The sequence below is a fragment of the Streptomyces sp. NPDC006385 genome (genome assembly GCF_040612485.1).
In the GTDB taxonomy this organism is placed as follows: Bacteria; Actinomycetota; Actinomycetes; order Streptomycetales; family Streptomycetaceae; genus Streptomyces.
Genome location: NZ_JBEXQG010000058.1, coordinates 21,762 through 45,836 on the forward strand (window position 1 = coordinate 21,762; position 24,075 = coordinate 45,836).

Genomic DNA, 24,075 nt, shown 5'->3' on the forward strand with positions numbered 1-24,075 from the left:
CGGCTACCGCACCGCGCTGCGGCCGACGACCGTCCCCGCCCGGTCGATGCAGATCACGTCGACCGCGACGGGTGCGCCCCGCAGCACGGCCAGGGCCTCGTCGCGGGCGGCGACCGCCACCAGGTCGCCCAGCGGAACCCCGGCCGCCGCGCACGACTGGAGGGCGGCCAGGCCGGTGTTGGCCCGCGCGACCTCGACGGCCAGCGCCTCGTCGGCGCCGCCCCGGCGGGCGAGTTCGGCGAGGAAGCCCTTGTCGACCTGGGAGCGGGCGGAGTGCAGGTCCAGGTGGCCCGCGGCCAGCTTGGAGAGCTTGGCGAAGCCGCCGCAGATCGTGAGGCGCTCGACGGGGTGGCGGCGTACGTACTTCAGGACCGCGCCCGCGAAGTCGCCCATGTCGAGCAGGGCGTCCTCGGGGAGGCCGTATTCGGCCACGACCGTCTTCTCGGAGGTGGAGCCGGTGCACCCCGCCACATGGGTGCGCCCAGCGGCCCGCGCCACGTCCACGCCGCGCCGGATGGAGTCGATCCACGCCGAGCACGAGTACGGGACCACGATGCCCGTCGTGCCCAGGATGGACAGCCCGCCGAGGATGCCGAGGCGGGGGTTCCAGGTGGAGCGGGCGATCTCCTCGCCGTGGTCCACGGAGACGGTGATCTCGACGTCGCCGGAGCCGCCGTACCGCTGCGCGACCCGGGCGACATGGTCGCGCATCATCTGGCGCGGCACCGGGTTGACGGCCGGTTCGCCGACCGGGAGGGGCAGACCGGGGCGGGTGATCGTGCCCACGCCGGGACCGGCCCTGAAGACGACGCCGGCCCCGGCGGGCAGCGCCCGCACGGTGGCCCGGACCAGCGCGCCGTGGGTGACGTCCGGGTCGTCGCCGGCGTCCTTCACGATCCCCGCCATCGCGGACGCACCCGTCAGCTCCTCGACGGCGAGGGCGAACGACGGCGTCTGCCCCTTGGGCAGCGTGATCGACACCGGATCGGGAAACTCCCCGGTCAGCAGCGCGGTGTACGCGGCCGTCGTCGCCGCGGTCGCGCAGGCCCCCGTGGTCCAGCCGTGCCGCAGGCCGGTGTGCTTCAGTTGGGCGCTACGGCCGCCCTTGGCCTCGCTGCTCATGCCTCACTCTTCGGAAGGAAACCGGACTTCGTGCACGTACTGATCCTGGGCGGGACCACCGAGGCCCGTCGCCTCGCCGAACTCCTGGCGGCCGACGCCCGGCCCGGACTGCGCGTGACGAACTCCCTGGCCGGACGCGTGGCCGCGCCCAGGCTGCCGCCCGGCGAGGTACGCGTGGGCGGCTTCGGCGGTGCCGAGGGGCTGGCCGCGTGGCTGCGTGAGCACGAGGTGGACGCGCTCATCGACGCCACGCACCCTTTCGCTCGGACGATCAGTTTCAACGCGGCGCGGGCCGCCGCCACCGCCCATGTTCCCCTGCTCGCGCTGCGGCGTCCCGGCTGGGTCCCCGTGGCGGGCGACGACTGGCACGAGGCCGAGTCACTGGAAGGGGCCGCGGAGCTGCTTCCCGCGCTCGGCCGGCGGGTCTTCCTGACCACCGGGCGCATGGGCCTGGCGGCCTTCGCGGCCCTGGACGACCTGTGGTTCCTCGTACGGTCCGTCGACGCGCCGGAGCCGCCGCACCCGCCCCGCATGGAAGTGCTGCTCGACCGGGGCCCCTTCACCCTCGACGGCGAACGCGAACTGCTGCGCCGCCACCGCGTCGACGTCGTGGTGACCAAGGACAGCGGGGGAGCGGCCACCGCGCCGAAGCTGGCCGCGGCCCGCGAGGCCGGACTGCCCGTGGTCGTCGTGCGCAGGCCGCCGGTGCCCGAAGGGGTGCCGGTGGTGGCCGGGCCCGAGCAGGCCGCCGACTGGATCGGGGAACGGCGCGGCGCGCACGGTTTCCCGGCCGCCGACTGAAACCTGACCCGGGCTTTGCCGCACCTTGCTTCTACCTGCAACCTCGTTGCAGCAACCTGAGGGGTGTGGCTGACGAGAACCAACTGACGAGACGGCACCGCATCCGCACGTCGATGACCCGCAAGGAGTGGGCGAGTCTCGGCGGGATGGCGGCGTTCATCCTCGCCCTGCACGTCATCGGCTGGTTCACGCTGGTCGTGATCGTGGCTCCGGAGCACTACAGCCTCGGGGCGAAGACCTTCGGCATCGGCATCGGCGTGACCGCCTACACCCTCGGCATGCGGCACGCCTTCGACGCCGACCACATCGCCGCCATCGACAACACCACCCGCAAGCTGATGAGCGAGGGACAGCGGCCGCTGTCGGTCGGCTTCTGGTTCTCCCTCGGCCACTCCTCGATCGTCTTCGCGCTGGCCTTCCTGCTCTCCCTCGGCGTGAAGGCGCTGGCGGACCCGGTGCGCGACGACGACTCCGGCCTGCACAGCGTCGCCGGCTGGATCGGCACGACGGTCTCGGGGACCTTCCTCTACGTCATCGCCGTCATCAACATCGTGATCATGGCCGGCATCTGGAGGGTCTTCCGCCAGATGCGCTCCGGCCACTTCGACGAGGCCGCCCTCGAAGAACAGCTCCACAACCGCGGCTTCATGAACCGGCTGCTGGGCCGCCTGATGAAGTCGATCACCAAGCCCTGGCAGATGTACCCGCTGGGCCTGCTGTTCGGCCTCGGCTTCGACACGGCGACCGAGATCGCGCTCATGGTCCTGGCCGGCTCGGGCGCCGCCTCCGGACTGCCCTGGTACGCGATCCTGTGCCTGCCCGTCCTGTTCGCGGCCGGCATGTCGCTGCTCGACACCATCGACGGCTCGTTCATGAACTTCGCCTACGGCTGGGCCTTCTCCAACCCGGTCCGCAAGGTCTACTACAACCTCACCATCACCGGCCTGTCCGTCGCCGTCGCCCTCCTCATCGGCACGGTCGAACTGCTCGGCCTGATCGCGGAGAAGGCGGGACTGCACGGCGCCTTCTGGGACTGGGTGTCCGGGCTGGACCTGAACGTCGTCGGCTACATCGTCGTCGGGCTGTTCTTCGCCACCTGGGCCGTGGCCCTGCTGGTGTGGAGGGTCGGCCGCATCGAGGAGAGATGGACCGCGGGGCCGGCCCAGGGGCTGGTGCCCGCCGAAGAGGGCGTCGACCAGGGCGTGCCCCTTCCGCCTCGGTGACCTTGCGCGTGGGTCCGCGGGCGCCGGCGGTGGTCCAGCAGGAGAGCCATCCGGTGCCGGGCCGCGCGAGGACGTCGCCGGCCGCGACACCGCCCGGCATCGGATGCCGTGGATCGCCCTCAGGCCTCCGGATAGCGGCGAGGCGTCCAGACGACCTCCTCGCCGTCCCCGCGCCGTACGACCTGTGTCTGTGACGAACCGACCAGCAGGACCGTGCGCATGTCGACCTCGGCCGGGTCGAGGTCCGCCAGCCGTACGATCCGGACCCGCTCGCCGGAGCCGCCGACGTCCCGCGCGACCACGACCGGCGTGTCCGGCGCCCGGTGCTCCAGGAGCAGCTCGCGGGCCTTGCCCACCTGCCAGGTGCGGCTGCGGGAGCCGGGGTTGTACAGGGCCAGCACCAGGTCGGCCGAGGCGGCGGCGCGCAGCCGCTCCGCGATGACCTCCCAGGGCTTGAGCCGGTCGGACAGGGAGAGGGTGGCGTAGTCGTGCCCGAGCGGGGCACCGGCGCGCGCGGCGGCCGCGTTGGCCGCGGTCACCCCGGGCAGCACCCGCACGCGCACGTCCGCGTACTCCTTCTGCGAGGCGACCTCCAGCACGGCCGTGGCCATCGCGAAGACCCCCGGATCGCCGCCGGAGACGACGGCCACCCGCCGCCCGCGCCGGGCGAGTTGGAGTGCGAACTCGGCGCGCTCGGCCTCGACCCGGTTGTCGGAGCCGTGCCGGCGCTGACCGGGACGGACCGGCACCCGGTCCAGGTAGGTGGTGTAGCCGACGAGATCGTCCGCGGCGGCGAGGGCGCCCCGCGTCTCGGGCGTCAGCCACAGCGGGCCCGCCGGACCCGTCCCGACCACCACGACCTCCCCCAGCTCGCGCACGGGAGGCTCGGCGTCGACCTGGCTGGGCAGCACGGCCACCGAGAAGTACGGCACCGACTCAGGCTCCACGTCCGCCAGTTCGGCGAGACGCTCCCCGGCCATGGTGGCCCGCTCGACGTACCTTGCTTCGCCCAGCCGCCCCGAATCCGCCAGTGCGCGCCGCACCTTGGCGAAGGTGCGCCCCAGCTTCATGACGACCGCCGCGTCCGTGGCGGCGAGCCGCGCGGTGAGCTCCTCCTCGGGCAGGGTGCCCGGCAGGATCGTGAGCACCTCCTCACCCTCGGCCAGCGGGGTGCCCAGCCGGGCCGCCGCGGCCGACACGGAGGTGACACCGGGGATCACCTCGGTGTCGTAGCGATCGGCGAGCCGCTTGTGCATGTGCATGTACGAGCCGTAGAAGAGGGGGTCGCCCTCCGCGAGGACGGCGACCGTCCGGCCGGCGTCGAGATGCGCGGCCAGCCTCGCCGCCGCCTCCGCGTAGAACTCCTCCATGGCGCCCTTGTAGCCGCCGGGGTGGTCGGTGGTCTCGGTCGTGACCGGGTAGACCAGCCGTTCCTCGATGTGGTCGGCACGGATGTGCCGCGCCGCGATCGAGCGGGCGATGGACCGGCCGTGCCGCGCGCTGTGGTACGCGATCACGTCGGCCTCGGCGATGACCTCCACGGCCCGCACGGTCATCAGGGACGGATCGCCCGGGCCGAGCCCGACGCCGTACAGCTTCCCGCTCACTCTTCCTCACTCGCGATCGCGTTGAGCGCGGCGGCGGCGATGGCGCTGCCCCCACGTCGGCCCCGTACCACCAGGTGCTCCAGGCCGAAGGGGTGCTCGGCCAGGGCGTCCTTGGACTCGGCGGCGCCGATGAAACCGACGGGGACGCCGATGACCGCGGCCGGGCGGGGTGCGCCCTCCTCGATCATCTCCAGGAGACGGAACAGGGCGGTGGGCGCGTTGCCGACGGCGACGACCGAGCCCTCCAGCCGGTCCCGCCACAGCTCCAGCGCGGCGGCGCTGCGGGTGGTGCCGAGCTGCGCCGCCAGCTCCGGGACGGCCGGGTCGGAAAGGGTGCAGAGCACGTCGTTGTCGGCCGGCAGCCGCTTGCGGGTCACGCCGCTGGCCACCATCCGCACGTCGGTGAAGATGGGCGCGCCGGCCCGCAGGGCCTCGCGGGCGCGGGCCACGACCGCGGGGGTGTAGGCCAGGTCCCGTACGAGGTCGACCATCCCGCAGGCGTGGATCATCCGGACCGCGACCTGGCTGACGTCGGCGGGCAGGCCCGCGAGGTCCGCCTCCGCGCGGATCGTGGCGAAGGACTGGCGGTAGATGGCCGCGCCGTCCTTCTCGTAGTCGTACGTGGTCACGGTGTTGTTCTCGCTGCTCTCGGTCGTGATACGGCTCATGAAGGGATCGCCGCCAGGGCGGCGGCGAGGTCGCAGGGGTCGTCCAGGCGGGCCACGCGCGGCTGTTGTCCCGCGGTGACGGCGCCGAGCTGATAGCCGCCGCCGGGGACGGCGACCACGTCGATCCGGTCGCCTCGGGGGTGTCCGCAGCGCCGTTCGCACCCGGACCAGTACAAAGGCAGCCGCGCGCCGCCCGCGGCGGCCAGGCTCCGCTCCGCGTCCGCCCGCACGTCGGCCCGGGACTTGGCGCATCCGGGTCGGCCGATGCAGGCACCGACCCGCAGCCAGGGCGAGGCGGGGTCCGTGACGAGGCCGGTCGCGGAGAGACGGGCCAGTGCGCGGGCGGCGTCGTCCGGGCCCGTTCCCGGGGTGGGCACCACGACTCCGCGCCAGGGCGTCAGCCGCAGCTCGTCGACGGCGGCATGGCGCAACTCCTGCCACTGGAGGGGCGTGAGGCGGCCGAGAGGAGCGTGAACGGAGAGGGCGGCGCCGACGATCCCCGGGGGCGGGCCCTGCCCACCGCCCGCGCCGTCCGGCGTCCGCGGCGAGGTGCCGATGCCCGCGGCGGCCAGGGAGCGCCGGACCTCGTGCGTCAACTCATCGGGCGGAACGGGCAGTTCGCTCACCCGCCAGACCCGCGCCCCGTGCTCCCGAGCCACCGCGAGGAACGTCTCCGCCGCCACCAGCGCGGCACGCGGCGCGTCCTCCCCGGACACGTACAGGCACTCGCGCGCCGCACCCACGCCGAGCAGCGCGCCGCCGTCCGCGGCGGCGCGCACGGTCACGTCGGCGCCCAGACCGGCCACGTCCCCGCGCCCGTCGTCCAGCGCGAACAGGAACCGCCCCGACAACGCCCGCGCCGCCTCGCTCGCGCACAGCGACTCGTCCAGGGCCGACAACCACGGCCGTATCTCCCGGAATCCGTCTCCGTCGAGGCCGGACAGCGGCGAGGCGACGATGTTGCGCACCCGCTCGTGCCCGCGCGAGGGCAGCAGGCCGGCTGCGTCCAGCACCTCGGCCAGCTCCGCACCGCACGTCTCCCGGAGCCCGCGCAGCTGCACATTGCCCCGCGAGGTGAGATGAAGATCACCGTCGCCCAGCCGTCGGGCCGCGTCCGCGAGCGCCTCCGCCTGCCGGGCGGTCAGCACCCCGCCGGGAACGCGGACCCGGGCCAGCGCGCCGTCGTCCGCGGCGTGCAGCCGCAGCGTCCCCGGGCAGGCGTCACCGCGGCCCCGGGAGACCGCTGTGGCCTGGGGCGATGAGTGGACGGCAGGCGTGGACATGGCGGCGAGCATACCGACCGTCGTACGAGCTGTACGCCCCGCCCTTTTCGGGCGCCCCTTACTATGCTCCTCGGTGGATCATCCGGTCCGCCATCGCCACGACGGCGACAGGGGAGGAAGCCCGGTGCGATTCCGGCGCGGTCCCGCCACTGTGAGCCCGCCCGCAGGGGTCGGGCGAGCCAGGAACTCCCTTACCCGGCTCTCGGTTCCTCCCCCCGCTCCCGCCTTCACGCGAGCAGGGCGAGGACCCCGTGAGCAGGGGAGACCCCAACCCGACACCGCCCGGGGCGCGGACACCCCGAGGAAGGCCGACGCCGCATGCTGCACTCTTCCGGGGGTCACTCCCCGCACCCCCGTATCCTGCTCCTGTCGACGTCCGACACCGACCTGCTCAGCGCCCGCGCGGCGAACGGCCCGGTGCGCTACCGCTTCGCCAACCCGGCCCGCCTCCCGCTCGACGACCTCCCCGCCCTCCTCGACGGCGTCGACCTCGTCGTCGTACGACTCCTCGGCGGCATCCGCGCCTGGCAGGACGGCCTGGACCTGCTGCTCGCCGACGGCCGCCCGGTCGTCGTCCTCACCGGCGAACAGGCCCCCGACGCCCAGCTGATGGCCGCCTCCACGGTCCCCGTCGGCATCGCCGCCGAAGCCCACGCCTACCTCGCCCACGGCGGCCCCGCCAACCTGGAGCAGCTCGCCCGCTTCCTCTCCGACACGGTCCTGCTCACCGGGCACGGTTTCGAGGCGCCGGAGCCCGCGCCCAGTTGGGGTCCGCTGGAGCGCGAGTCCCGTGGCGAGGGGCCGACCGTGGCCGTGCTCTACTACCGCGCCCACCACATGAGCGGCAACACCGCCTTCGTGGGCGCCCTGTGCGACGCCATCGAGGACGCGGGCGGCCGAGCGCTCCCGCTGTACGTGGCGTCCCTGCGGGCCCCCGAGCCCGAACTCGTCGAGGAACTCCGCGCCGCCGACGCCATCGTGACCACCGTCCTCGCCGCCGGCGGCACCAAGCCCGCCGAGGCGTCCGCCGGCGGTGACGACGAGTCCTGGGACGCGGGCGCGCTCACCACCCTGGACGTGCCGATCCTCCAGGCCCTGTGCCTGACCGGCTCACGCACCGCCTGGGAGGAGAACGACGAGGGGGTCTCCCCGCTCGACGCGGCCAGCCAGATCGCCGTACCGGAGTTCGACGGCCGCCTCATCACCGTCCCGTTCTCCTTCAAGGAGATCGACGCCGACGGACTCCCGGCCTATGTCGCCGACCCGGAGCGCGCGGCCCGCGTCGCCGGGATCGCCGTACGGCATGCGCGCCTGAGGCACATTCCGGCCACCGACAAGCGCGTCGCCCTCGTCCTGTCCGCGTACCCGACCAAGCACTCCCGCATCGGCAACGCGGTCGGCCTCGACACCCCCGCCAGCGCCGTCGCGCTGCTCAGGCGGCTTCAGGCGGAGGGCTACGACTTCGGCGACGCCGACATCCCCGGTCTGGCCTCCGGCGACGGTGACGAACTGATCCGCGCGCTGATCGAGGCCGGCGGCCACGACCAGGACTGGCTCACCGAGGAGCAGTTGGCCCGCAACCCGGTCCGTATCCCGGCGGCCGACTACCGGCGCTGGTTCGCCACGCTCCCCGAGGAGCTGCGGTCGGCCGTGGAGGAGCACTGGGGCCCGGCGCCCGGCGAGATGTTCGTCGACCGCAGCCGCAACGAGGAGGGCGACATCGTCCTCGCCGCCCTGCGCTTCGCGAACCTGCTGATCCTCATCCAGCCCCCGCGCGGCTTCGGCGAGAACCCGATCGCGATCTACCACGACCCGGACCTGCCGCCCTCGCACCACTACCTGGCCGCCTACCGCTGGATCGCGGCCCGCGCCGAGGACGGCGGCTTCGGCGCCGACGCGATGATCCACCTCGGCAAGCACGGCAACCTGGAGTGGCTGCCCGGCAAGAACGCCGGCCTGTCCGCCGCCTGCGGCCCCGACGCCGCCCTCGGCGACCTCCCCCTGGTCTACCCCTTCCTGGTCAACGACCCCGGCGAGGGCACCCAGGCCAAGCGCCGCGTGCACGCCACCCTGGTCGACCACCTCGTCCCGCCGATGGCCCGCGCCGACTCCTACGGCGACATCGCGCGCCTGGAGCAACTCCTCGACGAGTACGCCCAGATCTCCTCCATGGACCCGGCCAAGCTCCCGGCGATCCGCGCCCAGATCTGGACCCTCATCCAGGCCGCCAGGCTCGACCACGACCTCGGCCTGCAGGACCGCCCCGACGACGACGGCTTCGACGACTTCCTGCTGCACGTCGACGGCTGGCTCTGCGAGGTCAAGGACGCGCAGATCCGCGACGGACTCCACGTCCTGGGCTCCCCGCCGGCCGGTGCCGACCGGGTCAATCTCGTCCTCGCCATCCTCCGCGCCCGCCAGATCTGGGGCGGCGCCAAGGCCCTGCCCGGTCTGCGCGAGGCCCTCGGCCTGGACGAGTCCGCCGCGACCCGCACCACGGCCGACGAGGCGGAGGAGAAGGCCCGCGCCCTGGTCCAGGCGATGGAGGACGCGGGCTGGGACCCGGCCGCCGTCCCCACCGACCACGGCGAGCAGGTCGCGGCCGTCCTGGAGTTCGCGGCCCGCGAGGTGGTCCCGCGCCTGTCGGCGACCACCGCCGAACTCGACCACACCGTCCACGCCCTGGCGGGCGGCTTCGTCCCGGCGGGCCCCTCGGGATCACCGCTCAGGGGCCTGGTGAACGTCCTCCCGACGGGCCGCAACTTCTACTCTGTCGACCCCAAGGCGGTCCCCTCCCGCCTGGCCTGGGAGACCGGCCAGGCCCTCGCGGACTCGCTCCTGGAGCGCTACCGCACGGACAACGGCGACTGGCCCACCTCCGTCGGCCTGTCCCTGTGGGGCACCAGCGCCATGCGCACGGCCGGCGACGACGTGGCCGAGGCCCTCGCGCTGCTCGGCATCCGCCCGGTCTGGGACGACGCGTCCCGCCGTGTCACGGGCCTGGAGGCCATCCCGTACGAGGAGTTGGGCCGTCCGCGCATCGACGTCACCCTGCGCATCTCCGGCTTCTTCCGGGACGCCTTCCCGCACACGATCGGGCTGCTGGACGACGCCGTACGGCTGGCCGCCTCGCTGGACGAACCGGCCGAGGCGAACCACGTACGCGCCCACGTCCAGGCCGACCTGGCGGCCCACGGTGACGAACGCCGCGCCACCACCCGCATCTTCGGCTCCCGTCCCGGCACCTACGGCGCCGGCCTGCTCCAGCTCATCGACTCCCGCGACTGGCGCACCGACGCCGATCTCGCCGAGGTCTACACGGTGTGGGGCGGCTACGCCTATGGCCGTGACCTCGACGGCCGTGCGGCGCGCGACGAGATGGAGACGGCGTACAAGCGGATCGCGGTCGCGGCGAAGAACACGGACACCCGCGAGCACGACATCGCCGACTCGGACGACTACTTCCAGTACCACGGCGGCATGGTGGCGACGGTCCGCGCCCTGCGCGGCACCGCCCCCGAGGCGTACATCGGCGACTCCACCCGCCCCGAGACGGTCCGCACCCGCACCCTCGTCGAGGAGACCTCCCGCGTCTTCCGCGCCCGGGTCGTCAACCCCAAGTGGATCGAGGCGATGCGCCGCCACGGCTACAAGGGCGCCTTCGAACTCGCCGCCACGGTCGACTACCTCTTCGGCTACGACGCCACGACCGGCGTGGTCGCCGACTGGATGTACGACAAGCTCACCGAGACCTACGTCCTGGACCCGGCCAACCGCGAGTTCCTCCAGCAGGCCAACCCCTGGGCCCTGCACGGCATCGCGGAGCGGCTGCTGGAGGCGGAGTCGCGCGGGATGTGGGAGAAGCCGGATCCGGCGGTGCTGGACGCGCTGCGCCAGGTGTACCTGGAGACGGAGGGCGACCTGGAGGGCGAGGACGCCTGAGAGCGCGGCACGGCGGAGGTCCTAGGTCCATGGCCTGATCGAAAAGCCCCCGCTGCTGCTGTTAGCGTGCAGTTGCACACCATTCGCAATAACGGAGGACGTTGGACATGGCTGTTTACACGCTCCCGGAGCTTCCGTACGACTACTCGGCACTCGCGCCCGTGATCAGCCCCGAGATCATCGAGCTGCACCACGACAAGCACCACGCCGCGTACGTGAAAGGGGCCAACGACACGCTGGAGCAGCTTGCCGAGGCACGGGACAAGGAGTCGTGGGGCTCGATCAACGGCCTGGAGAAGAACCTGGCCTTCCACCTCTCCGGCCACATCCTGCACTCGATCTACTGGCACAACATGACCGGTGACGGCGGCGGCGAGCCGCTGGAGAAGGACGGCGTGGGCGAACTGGCGGACGCGATCGCGGAGTCCTTCGGCTCGTTCGCCCACTTCAAGGCGCAGCTGTCCAAGGCGTCGGCCACGACCCAGGGTTCGGGCTGGGGTGTGCTCGCCTACGAGCCGCTGAGCGGTCGCCTGATCGTCGAGCAGGTCTACGACCACCAGGGCAACGTCGGCCAGGGCTCGACCCCGATCCTGGTCTTCGACGCCTGGGAGCACGCCTTCTACCTCCAGTACAGGAACCAGAAGGTCGACTTCATCGAGGCCATGTGGCAGGTCGTCAACTGGCAGGATGTCGCCAGGCGTTACGCCGCCGCCAAGGAGCGCGGCGACAGCCTGCTGCTCGCTGTGTGACGCGTCGGCCGCGTCGGCACGACGAAGGGCTCCCACGAGGGCGTGACTCGCGGGAGCCCTTCCGGTCGTCTCAGCTCGTGGCCGGGGCGGGATCGGGGGCCGGCAGCACGTGGTCGCCGACCTTGTCGGTGCTCAGGCACAGCGAGCAGACGACGGCGTCATGGGTCTGGCAGGCGGCCAGATCGGGACGCTCGTACGCCTGGTGGCAGACATGGCACTCGTACGTCGTCCCGCTCGGGTTGCCCTCCGCGTCGAGCAGCGGCTCGGCGATGCCGTCGTCGGTGCGCCGCAGGTAGTACCTGCCCCTGGTGACGATCGCCATCAGCGGGGTGAGGACGAAGGCGATGACGGCCGCGGCCACGGGGGAGTACGGCTGCAGCGTGTCGCCGAGCGCGTGGAAGTACATGGCGATCGACAGGCCGGAGGCGACGACGAAGGCCACCACGCCCACGGGGTTGACGGCGTAGAGCATGCCCCGGCGGAACTCCGGCTGGAGCGGGGAGAGTTTCAGCAGGAACTTGTTGACACCGATGTCGGTGGCGACGGTGACCACCCAGGCGATCGCGCAGTTCGAGTAGAAGCCCAGGATGCTGTTGAGGAAGCTGAACATGTCGGCTTCCATCAGGACCAGCGCGAAGGCCAGGTTGACCAGGACGAAGACCATCCGGCCCGGATAGCGCTTCGTGACGCGGGTGAAGGAGTTCGTCCAGGCCAGCGAGCCGGAGTACGCGTTCGTCACGTTGATCTTGATCTGGCTGATCACGACGAGGGCCACGGCGAGCGGGATGACCATCCAGGACGGCATCATCGCGTCGAAGGCGCCGCGGAACTGCTGGATCGGCTCGGGTGCCGCGGTCGGGCCGACCTCGGCCAGGATGTACACCGCGAGGAAGACGCCGATGGCCTGCTTCAGCGCGCCGAGCACCACCCAGCCCGGGCCGGCCATCACCACGGCCGTCCACCAGCCGCGCTTGTTCGCCTCGGTCTTGGGCGGCATGAACCGCAGGTAGTCGATCTGCTCCCCGATCTGGGCTATCAGGGACAGGCACACGCCCGCGCCGAGCAGCACGGAGGCGGTGTTGACGCCGCCTTTGCCGTCGGTGCCGGCGTAGGAGAGGAAGCGGTCGACCGTGCCGGGGTCGGTGGCGACCAGGTAGACCAGCGGGGCGACCATCAGGACCAGCCAGACCGGTGTCGTCCACACCTGGAGCTTGCTCAGCGCCTTCATGCCGTAGATCACCAGCGGGATCACCATCAGCGTGGAGACCAGATAGCCCAGCCACAGCGGCATGCCCAGGCCGATCTTGAGGCCCTGGGCCATGATCGAGCCTTCGAGGGCGAAGAAGATGAAGGTGAAGCTGGCGAAGATGACGCTGGTGAGGACCGAGCCGTAGTAGCCGAAGCCGGAGCCGCGGGTGATGAGGTCCAGGTCGATGTTGTAGCGGGCGCCGTAGTACGCCAGCGGGAAGCCGGTGACGAAGATGACGACCGCGGCGACGGCGATGGCCACCAGCGCGTTGCCGGTGCCGTGGGCCAGGGCGATGCCGGCGCCGATGGAGAAGTCGGCCATGTAGGCGATGCCGCCCAGCGCGGTCGTCGCCACGACCATCGGGGTCCAACGCCGGTAGCTGCGGGGCGCGAAGCGGAGGGTGTAGTCCTCCAGGGTCTCCTTGGTCGCCTGGTCCGTGCCGGGCTTCGAGGGGCCCGTCGCTGTCAGGGGTGACTCGGTGGTGCTCACTGCCACGTCTCCCGGGGGTGCGCGTGCTGGGTGCGGGTCCGGGACACGGTAGGAAGCGCTTGTTTCTCAGGTGTCCCGGCCTTTGTGAACGGCCCGTTACGTAGAACTCACCGCGGCCTGGAAGGGCAGTTGGCCGAATTCCCCCTTGCGGCACCCCCTGGAGGCGCTTTCCCTTCCGATAAGGTTAGGCTAACCTCGCCGGGTGCATGCAGGTGAAGAGAGCGCCGTGGCCACCCGTCCCCACGGTCATGAACTGTCGGCCACGGGCGTCACCGTGGCGTACGACGGTGTCGACGTCGTACACGACGCCTCGATGACGCTGCGGCCCGGCGAGGTGACGGTGCTCGTGGGACCGAACGGCAGCGGCAAGTCGACCTTGCTGCGTACCATCGCGCGACTGCAGCGACCGAAAACCGCCACGCTCACCATCGACGGCGACACCGACGGCCTCGCGCTGACTCCTCGTGAGTTCTCGCGCCACGTGGCCCTGCTGACCCAGGGGCGCCCCACGCCCAGCGGTCTGACGGTACGGGACGTCGTCGAGTTCGGCCGGTACCCCCACCGGGGGCGCTGGGGCAGGGCCGACCCGGGCGGCCGGGCGGCGGTGGACCGCGCGCTCGCGATGACCGGCGTCGCGGAATTCGCCGAACGCGGTGCCGAGCACCTCTCCGGCGGACAGCTCCAGCGCGTGTGGCTCGCCGGCTGCCTCGCCCAGGAGACCGGCGTACTCCTGCTCGACGAGCCGACCACCTACCTCGACCTGCGCTACCAGGTCGAACTCCTCGACCTTATGCGCGATCTGGCGGACGACCACGGCATCGCCGTGGGTGCCGTCCTGCACGACCTCGACCAGGCCGCGGCCGTGGCCGACCGGATCGTCCTGCTCCACGAGGGGCGGGTCATCGCCGACGGCGACCCCGCGGACGTACTGACGCCACAGCGGCTGTCCCACACGTACGGCATCCGCATCGAGGTCGACACCGATCCCCTCACCGGCCGGCTGCGCACCCGCGCCATCGGCCGACACCACTCGCGAACCGAAAGGCTCAGCACCTCCTCATGAGACGCCTTCTTCTCACCGCGGCGGCCGCCACCGCCGCGGCCCTCACCCTGGCCGCCTGCGGAACCACCGAGCCCGCCACCGACGCCGCCGCTGCCAAGAAGACCACCGAGCGCATCACCCTCACCGACGCCTCGGGCACGAAGGTCGAACTCGACGGGCCGGCCAAGAAGGTCGTCGGAACCGAGTGGCACGAGGTCGAGCTCCTGATATCGCTGGGCGTCGACCCGGTCGGCGTCGCGGACGTCAAGGGCTACAAGACGTGGGACAGCGCGGTCCCGCTGAAGAACGAGCCCAAGGAGATCGGCACGCGCGGCGAGCCGAGCATGGACACCATCGCCTCCCTGAAGCCGGACCTCATCGTCGCCAGCACCGACCTGCCGGCGGCCGCCGTGAAGCAGATGCGCAAGGTCGCCCCGGTCCTGGAGGTGCGGTCCGCCGACGCCTCCGACCCGATCGGCCAGATGAAGGAGAACGTCGACCTCATCGCCAAGGCCACCGGCACCACCGAGCAGGCCGAGAAGCTCAAGGACGGGTTCGACGCGAAGGTCGCCGAGGGCAAGAAGGCCCTCGCCGACGCCGGTCTCGCCGGCGCCGAGTTCGCCTTCGCGGACGGTTACGTCGTCTCCAACCAGGTCTCCGTCAGGCCCTTCACCAGCGGCTCGCTCATCGGCGCGGTCAGCGAGGAGCTCGGCCTGAAGAACGCCTGGACGGTCAAGGGCGACAAGGACTACGGGCTCGGCTCCACCGACGTCGAGGGCCTCACCAAGCTCGGCGACGTGCAGTTCGCCTACATCGCCAACGACGGCGACAAGAGCAGCACCCCGTTCACCGAGAACGGCGTCCTGGCCAAGGACAAGGTGTGGACCTCGCTGCCGTTCGTGAAGAAGGGCAACGTCCACCGACTGCCCGACGGCATCTGGATGTTCGGCGGCCCCGAGTCGATGAACCAGTACATCGACACCCTCGTCGCCGCGCTGACGAAGTAGCACCATGGCCGTCACCGCAGCGACTCCCGCCACCCGTCCGTCGGCGGCACCGTCCCGGACCGGCGCGGCCGCGGTGACGGCCGCTCTGCTCCTCCTCGTCACCGCCCTCGCCCTCGTGCACATCACACAGGGCACGGCCGCGGTCGGCGCCCCGGAGGTGTTCAAGGCGCTCACCGGCCGGGCCGACCCGGCCGACGCGTCCGTCGTCGTCGCCTCCCGGCTGCCGAGGATGACCGCCGGTCTCCTCGTCGGCGCCGTGCTCGGCATCGCCGGCGCCGCCCTCCAGGCGGTCAGCCGCAACGTCCTCGCCTCGCCCGACACCCTCGCCGTCAACGCCGGTTCGTACCTCGCCCTCGGTCTGGTCGCCGCCACGGGCGTCTCCCTGCCGCTGCTGGCCTCCTCCGGCGTCGCGTTCGCCGGCGGCCTCGCGGCCGCGGCCGTCGTGCTCGGGCTCTCCGGCCTGGGCGCCGGCACCGTACGACTCGTCCTCGCGGGCAGCGCCCTCACCCTCGGCCTCACCGCCGTCACCGAGGGCCTGCTCCTGCTGTTCCCCCAGCAGACCGAGGGCCTCTACCAGTGGAACCAGGGCAGCATCGCCCAGAACGGCTTCGGCGGCGTGCTCCAGATGGCCCCCATCGCCGTCGTCGGCCTCCTCGGACTGCTGCTCCTCGCCCGCCGCGTCGACGCCCTGGCCCTCGGCGACGACGCCGCCCGCGGCCTCGGCGTGCCCGTGCGGGCCACCCGCGTCACCGCGGTCGTGCTCGCCGCCCTGCTCTCCACGGCCGCCGTCACACTCGCCGGCCCCATCGGCTTCGTCGGCCTGTGCGCCCCCGCCCTCGTCCGCCCCCTCGCCCGCAGGTTCCGCGCGTTCACCCGGACACGTACGACCCTGCCGGTGGTGGCCCTCACCGGCGCCGCCCTGGTCCTCGGCTCCGACGTGCTGCTGCGCGCCGTCGTGCCGGCGGACACCGCGGTCGCCGTGCCGACCGGCGTCGTCACCAGCCTCGTCGGCGCCGTCTTCCTGATCGCCATGGCCACGCGGGTCCGTGACACGGCCTCAGCCGCCGCGTCCGACCGGCTGCGCATCAGGAGCAGGACCGTCTTCCTCCTCACCACGACCGTCCTGGCGGCCGTGCTGGTCGGCGTGACCATCGCCGCCGTGCTGCTGGGAGACAGCAAGCTCCTGCTGGGCGACGTGCTGAACTGGGCGCAGGGACGGGCCGGCCGGACCATCACCTTCGTCCTGGACACCCGGGTGCCCCGCGTGCTGGCCGCCCTCCTCGCGGGCGCGGCCCTCGCCCTGGCGGGAACGCTCGTCCAGGCCGTCACCCGCAACCCCCTCGCCGAGCCGGGAATCCTGGGCGTCTCCGGCGGCGCCGCGCTCGGCGCCGTCCTCCTCGTGACGACCGTCCCGTCCGTCGGATCGTGGGGCGTGGCCGGAGCGGCGTTCGCGGGCGCCGCGATCAGTTCCGTCCTGGTCTTCGGACTCGCGGCACGGGGAGGCTTCCGGCAGAACCGGCTCGTCCTGGTCGGATTCGGCGTCGCCACTGCGACAGCCGCCCTGATCAGCCTCCTGATCATCCTCACCGACCCGTTCAACGCGACCAAGGCGCTCACCTGGCTGTCGGGCTCCACCTACGGGCGGACCCTGCCCGACGTCGCGCCGCTCGCGGCCGTCCTCGCTGTCGGGGCGACCGTCGCCGTCCTGCGGCGGACGGAACTCGACCTGGTGTCGCTCGACGAGGACACCCCGAAGCTCCTCGGGCTCAACCTCGCACGGGGGCGCCTCGGCTTCCTCACGCTCGCCGTCCTGCTCAGCGCCACCGCCGTGGCCGCCGCCGGCACCATCGGCTTCGTGGGACTCGTGGCACCCCACGCGGCCCGTGCCCTCGTGGGCCGGCAGCACGTCCGGGTGGTGCCGGTCGCGGTGCTCCTCGGCGCCGTCCTCGTGTGCGCCGCCGACCTCGTGGGCCGCACCGTCATCGCACCGGCCCAACTCGGCGCCGGACTCATGACGGCGGTCATCGGCACGCCGTACTTCCTCCATCTGCTGCTGCGAAGCCGCCGGTAGGGACACACGGCCCATCGAGTCAGGGGCCCGCCCACGGGGGAGGCGGGCCCCTGTGCCCGTGCGCCGACAAGATCCTCAGCCCTCTTTCTGATGGTAAGCAACTAAACGCCCCTTATGCGCACTTCCATATGCGCTAAGCTTCTTTACCGAGCCTTGACGCTCCATTGAGCGACAGACCGCTCATTCTGCGGGGATTTCATTTTTCGGCGCTTTCGGAACGGTGCGATGGGGGGACGTGACATGGATCGGCCTGTGCGCATCGACAACACGGCCCGTGACAGCGTTCCTGATTCGGGCACTGCCCTCGGCGCTTGATCTCCTGGTCCGACGCACGCACCAGTTGCTCCACCAGGCGCTCCCTCACCGGTGTCGCGGCCACCTGACACTCCGCCGCCCGCCGGGGCTCGGCCAGTCGAGTCGATGACCGCCCCCTGCCCTGTCGCCGAACCAGCGCGCAGCGACGGAACCCCGGCATGCCCCGCTCGCCAATGCCCTTTGCCACCAGGCACAGACGCCGTCACCGAACCGAACCCGGAGGACCGACGCCCGTGCACCACACCACCGCCATGCTCATCGAACTCGGAGCGGTCATCCTCGCCCTGGGCCTGCTGGGCCGACTCGCCGGACGCGTGGGCTTCTCACCCATACCCCTCTACCTCCTGGCCGGGCTCGCCTTCGGCCACGGCGGCATCCTTCCCCTGCAGGCCAGCGAGGAGTTCGTGGCGACCGGCGCCGAGATCGGGGTCATCCTGCTGCTGCTCCTGCTCGGCCTGGAGTACAGCGCGTCCGAACTCGTCACCAACCTCAAGACCCAATACCCCTCCGGCGTGGTCGACCTCGTCCTCAACGCGACACCCGGCGCCGTCGCCGCACTGGTCCTGGGCTGGGGACCGGTGGCCGCCGTCGCGCTGGCCGGCGTCACCTGGATCTCCTCCTCCGGTGTCATCGCCAAGGTCCTCGGCGACCTGCGCCGGCTCGGCAACCGCGAAACCCCCGTCGTGCTCGGCGTCCTCGTCATCGAGGACCTCGCCATGGCGCTCTACCTGCCGATCCTCACCGCCCTGCTCGCCGGCGTCAGCCTGGCGGGCGGCGCCGTCACGCTGCTGATCTCCCTGGGCACCGTCGGCGCCGTCCTCTACGTCGCGCTGCGCCACGGTCGGCTGATCAGCCGTGCGGTCTCCTCCGACAACGCGGAGCTGCTCCTGCTGGTCGTCCTCGGCGTCACCCTTCTCGTCGCCGGGATCGCCCAGCAACTCCAGGTCTCCGCGGCCGTCGGCGCCTTCCTCGTCGGCATCGCCGTGTCCGGGGAGGTCGCCGAGGGCGCCAGCAATCTCCTCGCCCCGCTGCGGGATCTGTTCGCCGCCGTCTTCTTCGTGTTCTTCGGTCTGTCCACCGACCCTGCCGACATTCCGCCGGTCCTCGTCCCCGCCCTGCTCCTCGCCGTCGTCACCGCCCTCACCAAGATCGCCACCGGCTGGTACGCCGCGCGCCGCGCGGGAATCCGGGGCGCGGGGCGCTGGCGAACGGGCGGCACCCTCGTCGCACGCGGCGAGTTCTCCATCGTCATCGCGGGACTCGCCGTCGGCGTCGAGCCACGCGTCGGTCCCCTCGCCACCGCGTACGTCCTGATCCTCGTCGTCGTCGGCCCGCTCACCGCTCGCTACACCGAGCCGCTGGCCCGCCGGCTCACCCGCCGTTCCACCGCGTCGGTACCGGGTTCCGCCCCCGCCGACCCGGAGCGGGTCGAATCAGCTCACGTCACTGTCTGACCGGCGGAGGGGAGGGAGGCGACGTCTCCGTCCGCGAGACGGTGACCGGTCGCGCGGTACGGTCGGCCGGGCGAGGTGGGCACCTCCCTCCCCCGTGGACTGCCGGGCCCGGTCACTGATGGCCGGGCCCCGCCAGGCTGTCCACCAGCTGTGCCAGGGCCGACTTCGGAACGGTTTCGCTCCCTCGGCCGCCCGTCCGCGTCCAGGTCGGGCTCGCGTCTGTGCTGCTCGATCCCTTCGTCTCGTTGACACCCTGGAAGATGCCGAAGTCAAGGGGGCCGTCGTCCGCTGAGGCGGGAACGGCGGCCATGAGCAGGGCCGCACCGGCAAGCGTGGCGTAAGCGATCATCTTCATGCCCGGCACAACGACGACACCGCCGTCAGGATGTCCTGTTCCGCGCCTTTGGCGGAGCGTCGGGTCCGACTGCCGCGGCTCAGCCGGACAGCCGGGCCCGCAGGAGCCGCTTGTCCGGCTTGCCGGCCGCCGTCAGCGGTATGGCGGGCATCAGATGGACGGTCTCGGGAGTGTAGAGACGCCCCTTGCGGGCGGTGAGCCGTCGACCCCGTCGGCGGCGGTGGCCGCGGACTCCAGCCACGCACGCACCACGGACACCGCCTCATCGCCCGGCACCGGCTCGGGCAGCTCGGCCGCGTACCGGACACCCCCGCCGCGTACCACCTTGGCGAGGAAGCCCACCGCCCGCGGCTGGATGCCGAGCCGGTCCAGCAGGACGGCGGCGCCCACCGCGCCGTCGCCGAAGAGGGCGGTGCGGTGCGGTCCGGCGAAGTCGCGGGGCAGGCAACCTGGATACGACTGTCGGTCCGGGCTATGTCGCAGAGATGGCTTCACCTGCATTGATGGCTTCACCTGCATTGTCGGACAGGCACTGTCAGAGCTCGCAGAACTCGGTCTCGACGGCCGCGTCCTCCAGTCGCTGCTCGCCCCAGTCGCCGTTGCGGTTCATGGTCATGACGCGCCGGCCGTCCGCCGAGGCGAGCGTCCGGGTCGCGGAGCCGGGGATCATGCCGCCGTGGCCCCATGCCCAGCAGCCCTCCTTGAGCTTGAAGTGCCGTATGCCGAGGCCGTAGCGGTCCTGCGGATCACCATGTCCCTTGTCCCCGTCGACGGGGACCGCGTCGAGCAGCTGCCGCTGCTGGGCGGGCGGCAGCAGCTCACCGGCCAGCAGCTTGGACAGGAAGGTGTTCACGTCTCCGACGGTCGAGATCATCTGACCGGCGGAGAAGGCGACGGTGGGGCTGAACTGGGTGACGTCGCGCACTTTCGCCTCCGGCCCGTCCTCGAACAGCGTGGAGTAGTGCCTCGCGTGCGGTGCGGGCAGTTGGGGCGAGCTGCCCGGCACACTCGTGCCGCGCAGGCCGAGCGGCTGGATGACAAGACGCTCGACCGCCTGCGCGTAGGTGCCGCCGGTGGCTTTCTCGACGACCATGCCGGCGACAACGTAGTTGGTGTCGGAATAGTCCCACCTGCCTGGCCTTCCGGGCCTGCTGCCCTGCTCCGGCTGGAAGTTGGGCGGGTGGGCGAGCGCGATGTCCACCAGCTCTTGTGGGGACCACCTGATGTGGCGGTTCCGGTCGAACTCGTCCCCCGCGTACCGGGTGCGAAAGCCCTCGTCCATGTTGTAGTCGAAGATGCCGCTCGTGTGGTTGAGCAGGTGCCGCACGGTGATGTTCTCGGGTCGGTAGCCCTTGCCGCGCACCACCCCGGGCAGCCATTCCGCCACGCTGTCGTCCAGCGAGATCCTGCCCTCGGCTTCGAGCCCGAGCAGCACCGTGGCGGTGAACGTCTTGGTCACGCTGGCGATCCGGAACTTCTCGCCGGTGTTCCTCGGCCGCTCGGTGACCAGGTCACTGACACCGGCCCGGCCATCCCACACACCGCGCGCGTCTCGTATCCGGGCGATGACGCCGGGGGTGCCCTGCGCGACGATCTCGTTCAGCACTGCCTGGGTCTTCGCGTGCGCGGCCTGGGTGTTCGGGTGTAATCGAGGCGGAGCGTGGTGAGGTGGCCCGGCCGGTGCAGTGGTGGCGGTGAGCGTTCCCAGGGCGACGGCTGCGACGGCAAGGGCGATGGGGAGTCCACGAGAGGACTGTTGACGGCTCATGAGAACAGCTCACCAAGTGCCCGATCCCCACACCATCGGGAACGCCCCGGAAAGGGGTCGGGGACACGACCTAGGGGCCGCTGCCCGCACGAGGATCGCGAACGTCCCCGGCACGAACGCCATCGCCATGTTCTCAGCGTCAGCGGAGCTCGCACACGTTTCGGGCTGGATGGCCTTCGACAACCGTGAGCACGCTGTCGCGCTCAACCGTTTCAACACTGCGGTGAAACCGGCGGCCGGCGCTGGCGACGCACCACTGAGCGGGCACCTCCTGCGGGCCATGGCGCACCAAGCCCTCTACCTGGGGTTCCGACGCGAAGCCCTCCAGGTGGCGCAGCATTCAGTGCACGGCGAGCGGTGAGCCTCCGCCAACTTGAAGTCGCAGGTCAAAGAGCTGGTGTGAGCCGTTTTCGTGTACTCCGCCGCGCTCAGGCCACTCCGGCCACACGGGACCGGGCATGATCCGGACGGATCGCCACCGACCTGGCGGTGATGCTCGCCGATGGGGCACGGCGCCTACTCGATGAATCCGAGGTTCTACTGAGTGGAGCACAACTCGCTCGCGGCGACTCGGGCGTCCCCGCGGGTACCGGCCGGACACAGGCGCCAGGTCGTCGGCGGCCAACTTGGCGTGCGGAACACGGCCGGCGGGTCGAATGCCTCGGTGCCGGACCCGTCTCGGAGGACTGGTCCGGCACCTCGGCGATGCGGGCTTGTCAGAACGTCACGGGGATGACCGCTCCGTTGGTGGTCAGGGTGTTACCGCCGAAGTGGCCGGTGAAGGAGTAGCAGTCGAGCGTGCTGCCGAGGTGCGCCCATGAGCCTGAAGGTCCGGAGACAACAATGTCTTTCGGCTTGCCAGGAGTAAAGCCCACGAAACAGGTGTCCACCCCGTTGATCTTCGCGATAACGGAGTCACCGTGGGAGATGGTCACCCGGAGCGTGACCGTGACATCGCCGTTCGCCGCAGCGGACGCGGGCGAGGAGGCGGCGAAGGCACCGACGGTTGCCAGCCCGGCCGCGATGGTCGCGAGCCTCATACGACGCCGACTGGAACGCGGGGAACCCATATTCACTCCAAGAGCCTGGCCTCGGCCGCCGGTTCGGATTTCGCCGACCCGGCCACCGGGGCGGTGGAAATTCTCGTCAGGAACAGGCGCGCAGCAACTCACCCTGGAATCAAGGGAGTTCATCGAGCTACGCCTGCTTCGGCCGAGCGTAGGTGAGGCACTTGACGGGCGCAATGACCCGTCGGCCATTTACTTGAAATTTCTCGCAACTGCTCGGCGGGAAGTGAAGACCTGCGCGTCGAGGCGGGCGGCCAGGGCTGTCACCGACGATGCCCGGTGGCGGTAGCGGGGCCGGGGGCAGCAGCCGACACCTCCGTTGCGGGGTGGGGGACTCGGGCTTCGCGACGAAGGGCTGGACGGTCAATCCGCGTGCACGGACACCCCATGGGTCAGTCCGCGCTCGGACAGGGCGGCATACAGGTGGGCAGAGTGACGTGCATCGTGAAATCGCAGGTCACGGGTCTGAAGGAGGGGCGCAGCATCGCTGCGCCCCCTCCTCGGCATTCCCCAGATTCTCCCAGCGCCCTCGGAGGCGTTCGATGCGCCCACGGTCGGGGGGGCTCCGGCCTATGGAGCAACCCCTCGCTCGGCGGTTGCTCAGAGCCAATCCCGCCGTTTGAAGATGACGTACAAACTGGTGCACACCACCCCCATCAGGGCGATGGCGAAGGGGTATCCGAACGTCCAGTGCAACTCCGGCATGTGCTCGAAGTTCATCCCGTAGATCGTCCCGACCAGCGTCGGAGCGAACAGGATCGCCGCCCAGGACGAGATTTTCTTGATCTCCTCGTTCTGTTCGAACCCCGCCTCCGCCAACGCCCGCATCTCCGCGTTCTGTTGCTGCGTGACCAGCGTCGCGTTGACCGTGAGGATCTCGGTGAGGGCCTGGCGGAAGCCGTCGACGCGTTCGCTGGTGTGGGTGACGTGGTCGGCGACGTCGCGGAGGTAGCGCTGGAGCTCCTCGTCCGTGTCGTACTTGGCGAAGCCGGCCATCAGGCCGTGCAGCATGCCGACCAGTGGGCGGGTGGCGCGCTGGAACTCGACCATTTCGCGGGAGAGTTCGTAGATGCGGCGGGAGACCTCCGGGTCGCCGCGGAACACCTCGGTCTCGATCTCGTCGATGTCGTTCTGGACGCCCGTCACCACCGGCAGGTAACCGTCGACCACCGTGTCGAGTATCGCGTAGAGCACCGCCTCCGGGCCGAGTTTGAGCAGTTCCGGTGTCTCCTCCATGCGTCGGCGCACCGCCGACAGGTCGGGGGCCGCGCCATGGCGGACCGTGATCACGAAGTCCGGGCCGACGAAGACGTGGAGTTCGCCGAAGTCGACCTCCTCGGGCGCGTCCAGGTAACGGGCCGCGCGCAGCACCACGAACAGCGTGTCGCCGTAGCGCTCCAGCTTGGGGCGCTGGTGTGCCTCCATCGCGTCCTCGACCGCCAGCGGGTGCAGGTCGAACTCGGCGGCAAGGGAGAGGAGTTCGGACTCCGTGGGGCGGGCCAGGCCGATCCACGCCATGCCGGACGGCTGGTCGCGCAGCTCACGGTAGGTGTCGGCGAGGGTGGCGGGGGAGGCAACGCGTACTCCGTCCTGGTACAGCGCCGCCTCCACGACGCTCGCCACCTCGCAGGAGTCGGGCACCGCGGCGCGCTCCGGGGCAGCCGGAGCCGGGGGCTGCGGTGGTCGCGGCGGAGTGAGGGCCCGGCGCCAGGCTGACTTCATGGAGTTCTTCGAGGCGGGGCGGGCGCGTCGCTCGGACATCGCGGCTGCCTCCCGGTCGGGACGACGAGGGCGTGATCACGGAGCAGGATATACGGGGCGAATGTCGTGGGCGGGGGAGGGAGCCGATCCGGGTTCCGTGAG

At 71.5% G+C, this 24,075-nt stretch carries 19 protein-coding genes and 1 riboswitch; of the genes, 9 read left to right on the top strand and 10 right to left on the bottom strand.

Going from position 1 to position 24,075, the window contains the following annotated elements:
- Positions 1-3 precede the first annotated feature (3 nt).
- Positions 4-1,122 carry a cobalt-precorrin-5B (C(1))-methyltransferase gene (locus tag ABZ078_RS32790; RefSeq protein ID WP_356581349.1) on the bottom strand — a complete coding sequence of 373 codons (1,119 nt, stop codon included), beginning with the start codon at positions 1,120-1,122 and terminating at the stop codon, positions 4-6.
- Positions 1,123-1,152: 30 nt separating this feature from the next.
- On the opposite strand from ABZ078_RS32790, the gene ABZ078_RS32795 reads away from it, so the two are divergent.
- Positions 1,153-1,923, top strand: coding sequence for a cobalt-precorrin-6A reductase (locus ABZ078_RS32795; protein WP_356581351.1), 771 nt, complete (start codon positions 1,153-1,155; stop codon positions 1,921-1,923).
- Positions 1,924-2,036: 113 nt separating this feature from the next.
- Complete coding sequence (locus ABZ078_RS32800; RefSeq protein ID WP_356581407.1) at positions 2,037-3,146, top strand: HoxN/HupN/NixA family nickel/cobalt transporter; 1,110 nt, start codon at positions 2,037-2,039, stop codon at positions 3,144-3,146.
- A gap of 119 nt (positions 3,147-3,265) precedes the next feature.
- On the opposite strand, the gene ABZ078_RS32805 is transcribed toward ABZ078_RS32800, so the two are convergent.
- The 3 genes from ABZ078_RS32805 to cobG are packed head-to-tail and all read right to left on the bottom strand — an operon-like array spanning position 3,266 to position 6,716.
- Complete coding sequence (locus ABZ078_RS32805; protein ID WP_356581353.1) at positions 3,266-4,753, bottom strand: precorrin-2 C(20)-methyltransferase; 1,488 nt, start codon at positions 4,751-4,753, stop codon at positions 3,266-3,268.
- Positions 4,750-5,421: a precorrin-8X methylmutase gene (locus ABZ078_RS32810; RefSeq protein WP_356581355.1), complete on the bottom strand. Its 672-nt coding sequence runs from the start codon at positions 5,419-5,421 to the stop codon at positions 4,750-4,752. The genes ABZ078_RS32805 and ABZ078_RS32810 overlap by 4 nt, the downstream gene beginning before the upstream one ends.
- A complete protein-coding gene (cobG, locus tag ABZ078_RS32815; RefSeq protein WP_356581357.1) occupies positions 5,418-6,716 on the bottom strand; it encodes a precorrin-3B synthase in 1,299 nt (432 codons plus the stop codon). Before cobG ends, ABZ078_RS32810 begins: the two co-directional genes overlap by 4 nt.
- A 101-nt stretch (positions 6,717-6,817) precedes the next feature.
- Positions 6,818-6,893, top strand: a riboswitch (cobalamin riboswitch).
- A 129-nt stretch (positions 6,894-7,022) separates the two neighbouring features.
- Here cobG and cobN point away from each other — a divergent pair.
- Together cobN and ABZ078_RS32825 are read left to right on the top strand one after the other, a co-directional pair.
- Positions 7,023-10,646: a cobaltochelatase subunit CobN gene (cobN, locus tag ABZ078_RS32820; protein WP_356581359.1), complete on the top strand. Its 3,624-nt coding sequence runs from the start codon at positions 7,023-7,025 to the stop codon at positions 10,644-10,646.
- A gap of 107 nt (positions 10,647-10,753) precedes the next feature.
- Positions 10,754-11,395 carry a superoxide dismutase gene (locus ABZ078_RS32825; RefSeq protein WP_356581361.1) on the top strand — a complete coding sequence of 214 codons (642 nt, stop codon included), beginning with the start codon at positions 10,754-10,756 and terminating at the stop codon, positions 11,393-11,395.
- Positions 11,396-11,465: 70 nt separating this feature from the next.
- Here the strand turns inward: ABZ078_RS32825 and ABZ078_RS32830 are convergent, their stop codons facing one another.
- A complete protein-coding gene (locus tag ABZ078_RS32830; RefSeq protein WP_356581363.1) occupies positions 11,466-13,133 on the bottom strand; it encodes an allantoin permease in 1,668 nt (555 codons plus the stop codon).
- A 202-nt stretch (positions 13,134-13,335) separates the two neighbouring features.
- On the opposite strand from ABZ078_RS32830, the gene ABZ078_RS32835 reads away from it, so the two are divergent.
- From ABZ078_RS32835 to ABZ078_RS32850, 4 genes are all read left to right on the top strand, one after another.
- Positions 13,336-14,196, top strand: a complete 861-nt coding sequence (locus tag ABZ078_RS32835) for an ABC transporter ATP-binding protein (RefSeq protein ID WP_356581365.1) — start codon at positions 13,336-13,338, stop codon at positions 14,194-14,196.
- Positions 14,193-15,182 (top strand): iron-siderophore ABC transporter substrate-binding protein, encoded by a 990-nt coding sequence (locus ABZ078_RS32840; protein WP_356581367.1) that lies wholly within the window; start codon positions 14,193-14,195, stop codon positions 15,180-15,182. The genes ABZ078_RS32835 and ABZ078_RS32840 overlap by 4 nt, the downstream gene beginning before the upstream one ends.
- A 4-nt stretch (positions 15,183-15,186) precedes the next feature.
- The gene (locus ABZ078_RS32845; protein ID WP_356581369.1) at positions 15,187-17,253 is read left to right on the top strand and encodes an iron ABC transporter permease; all 2,067 of its coding nucleotides are present in this window, start codon (positions 15,187-15,189) and stop codon (positions 17,251-17,253) included.
- 548 nt (positions 17,254-17,801) lie between these two features.
- Entirely contained in the window at positions 17,802-19,022 is a 1,221-nt protein-coding gene (locus ABZ078_RS32850) for a cation:proton antiporter (protein ID WP_356581371.1), read from the top strand.
- A gap of 112 nt (positions 19,023-19,134) precedes the next feature.
- Here the strand turns inward: ABZ078_RS32850 and ABZ078_RS32855 are convergent, their stop codons facing one another.
- From ABZ078_RS32855 to ABZ078_RS32865, 3 genes are all read right to left on the bottom strand, one after another.
- Positions 19,135-19,386 (bottom strand): hypothetical protein, encoded by a 252-nt coding sequence (locus ABZ078_RS32855; RefSeq protein ID WP_356581373.1) that lies wholly within the window; start codon positions 19,384-19,386, stop codon positions 19,135-19,137.
- A gap of 141 nt (positions 19,387-19,527) precedes the next feature.
- The gene (locus tag ABZ078_RS32860; RefSeq protein ID WP_356581375.1) at positions 19,528-19,878 is read right to left on the bottom strand and encodes a hypothetical protein; all 351 of its coding nucleotides are present in this window, start codon (positions 19,876-19,878) and stop codon (positions 19,528-19,530) included.
- 34 nt (positions 19,879-19,912) lie between these two features.
- A complete protein-coding gene (locus ABZ078_RS32865; protein WP_356581377.1) occupies positions 19,913-20,983 on the bottom strand; it encodes a serine hydrolase domain-containing protein in 1,071 nt (356 codons plus the stop codon).
- Between the two features lie 331 nt (positions 20,984-21,314).
- Here ABZ078_RS32865 and ABZ078_RS32870 point away from each other — a divergent pair, with 331 nt between their 5' ends.
- The gene (locus tag ABZ078_RS32870) at positions 21,315-21,506 is read left to right on the top strand and encodes a hypothetical protein (RefSeq protein WP_356581379.1); all 192 of its coding nucleotides are present in this window, start codon (positions 21,315-21,317) and stop codon (positions 21,504-21,506) included.
- A gap of 355 nt (positions 21,507-21,861) precedes the next feature.
- Here the strand turns inward: ABZ078_RS32870 and ABZ078_RS32875 are convergent, their stop codons facing one another.
- Both ABZ078_RS32875 and ABZ078_RS32880 read right to left on the bottom strand, forming a co-directional pair.
- Entirely contained in the window at positions 21,862-22,185 is a 324-nt protein-coding gene (locus ABZ078_RS32875) for a hypothetical protein (protein ID WP_356581381.1), read from the bottom strand.
- A 627-nt stretch (positions 22,186-22,812) separates the two neighbouring features.
- Positions 22,813-23,973 (bottom strand): magnesium and cobalt transport protein CorA, encoded by a 1,161-nt coding sequence (locus tag ABZ078_RS32880; RefSeq protein ID WP_356581383.1) that lies wholly within the window; start codon positions 23,971-23,973, stop codon positions 22,813-22,815.
- Between the last annotated feature and the right edge of the window lie 102 nt (positions 23,974-24,075).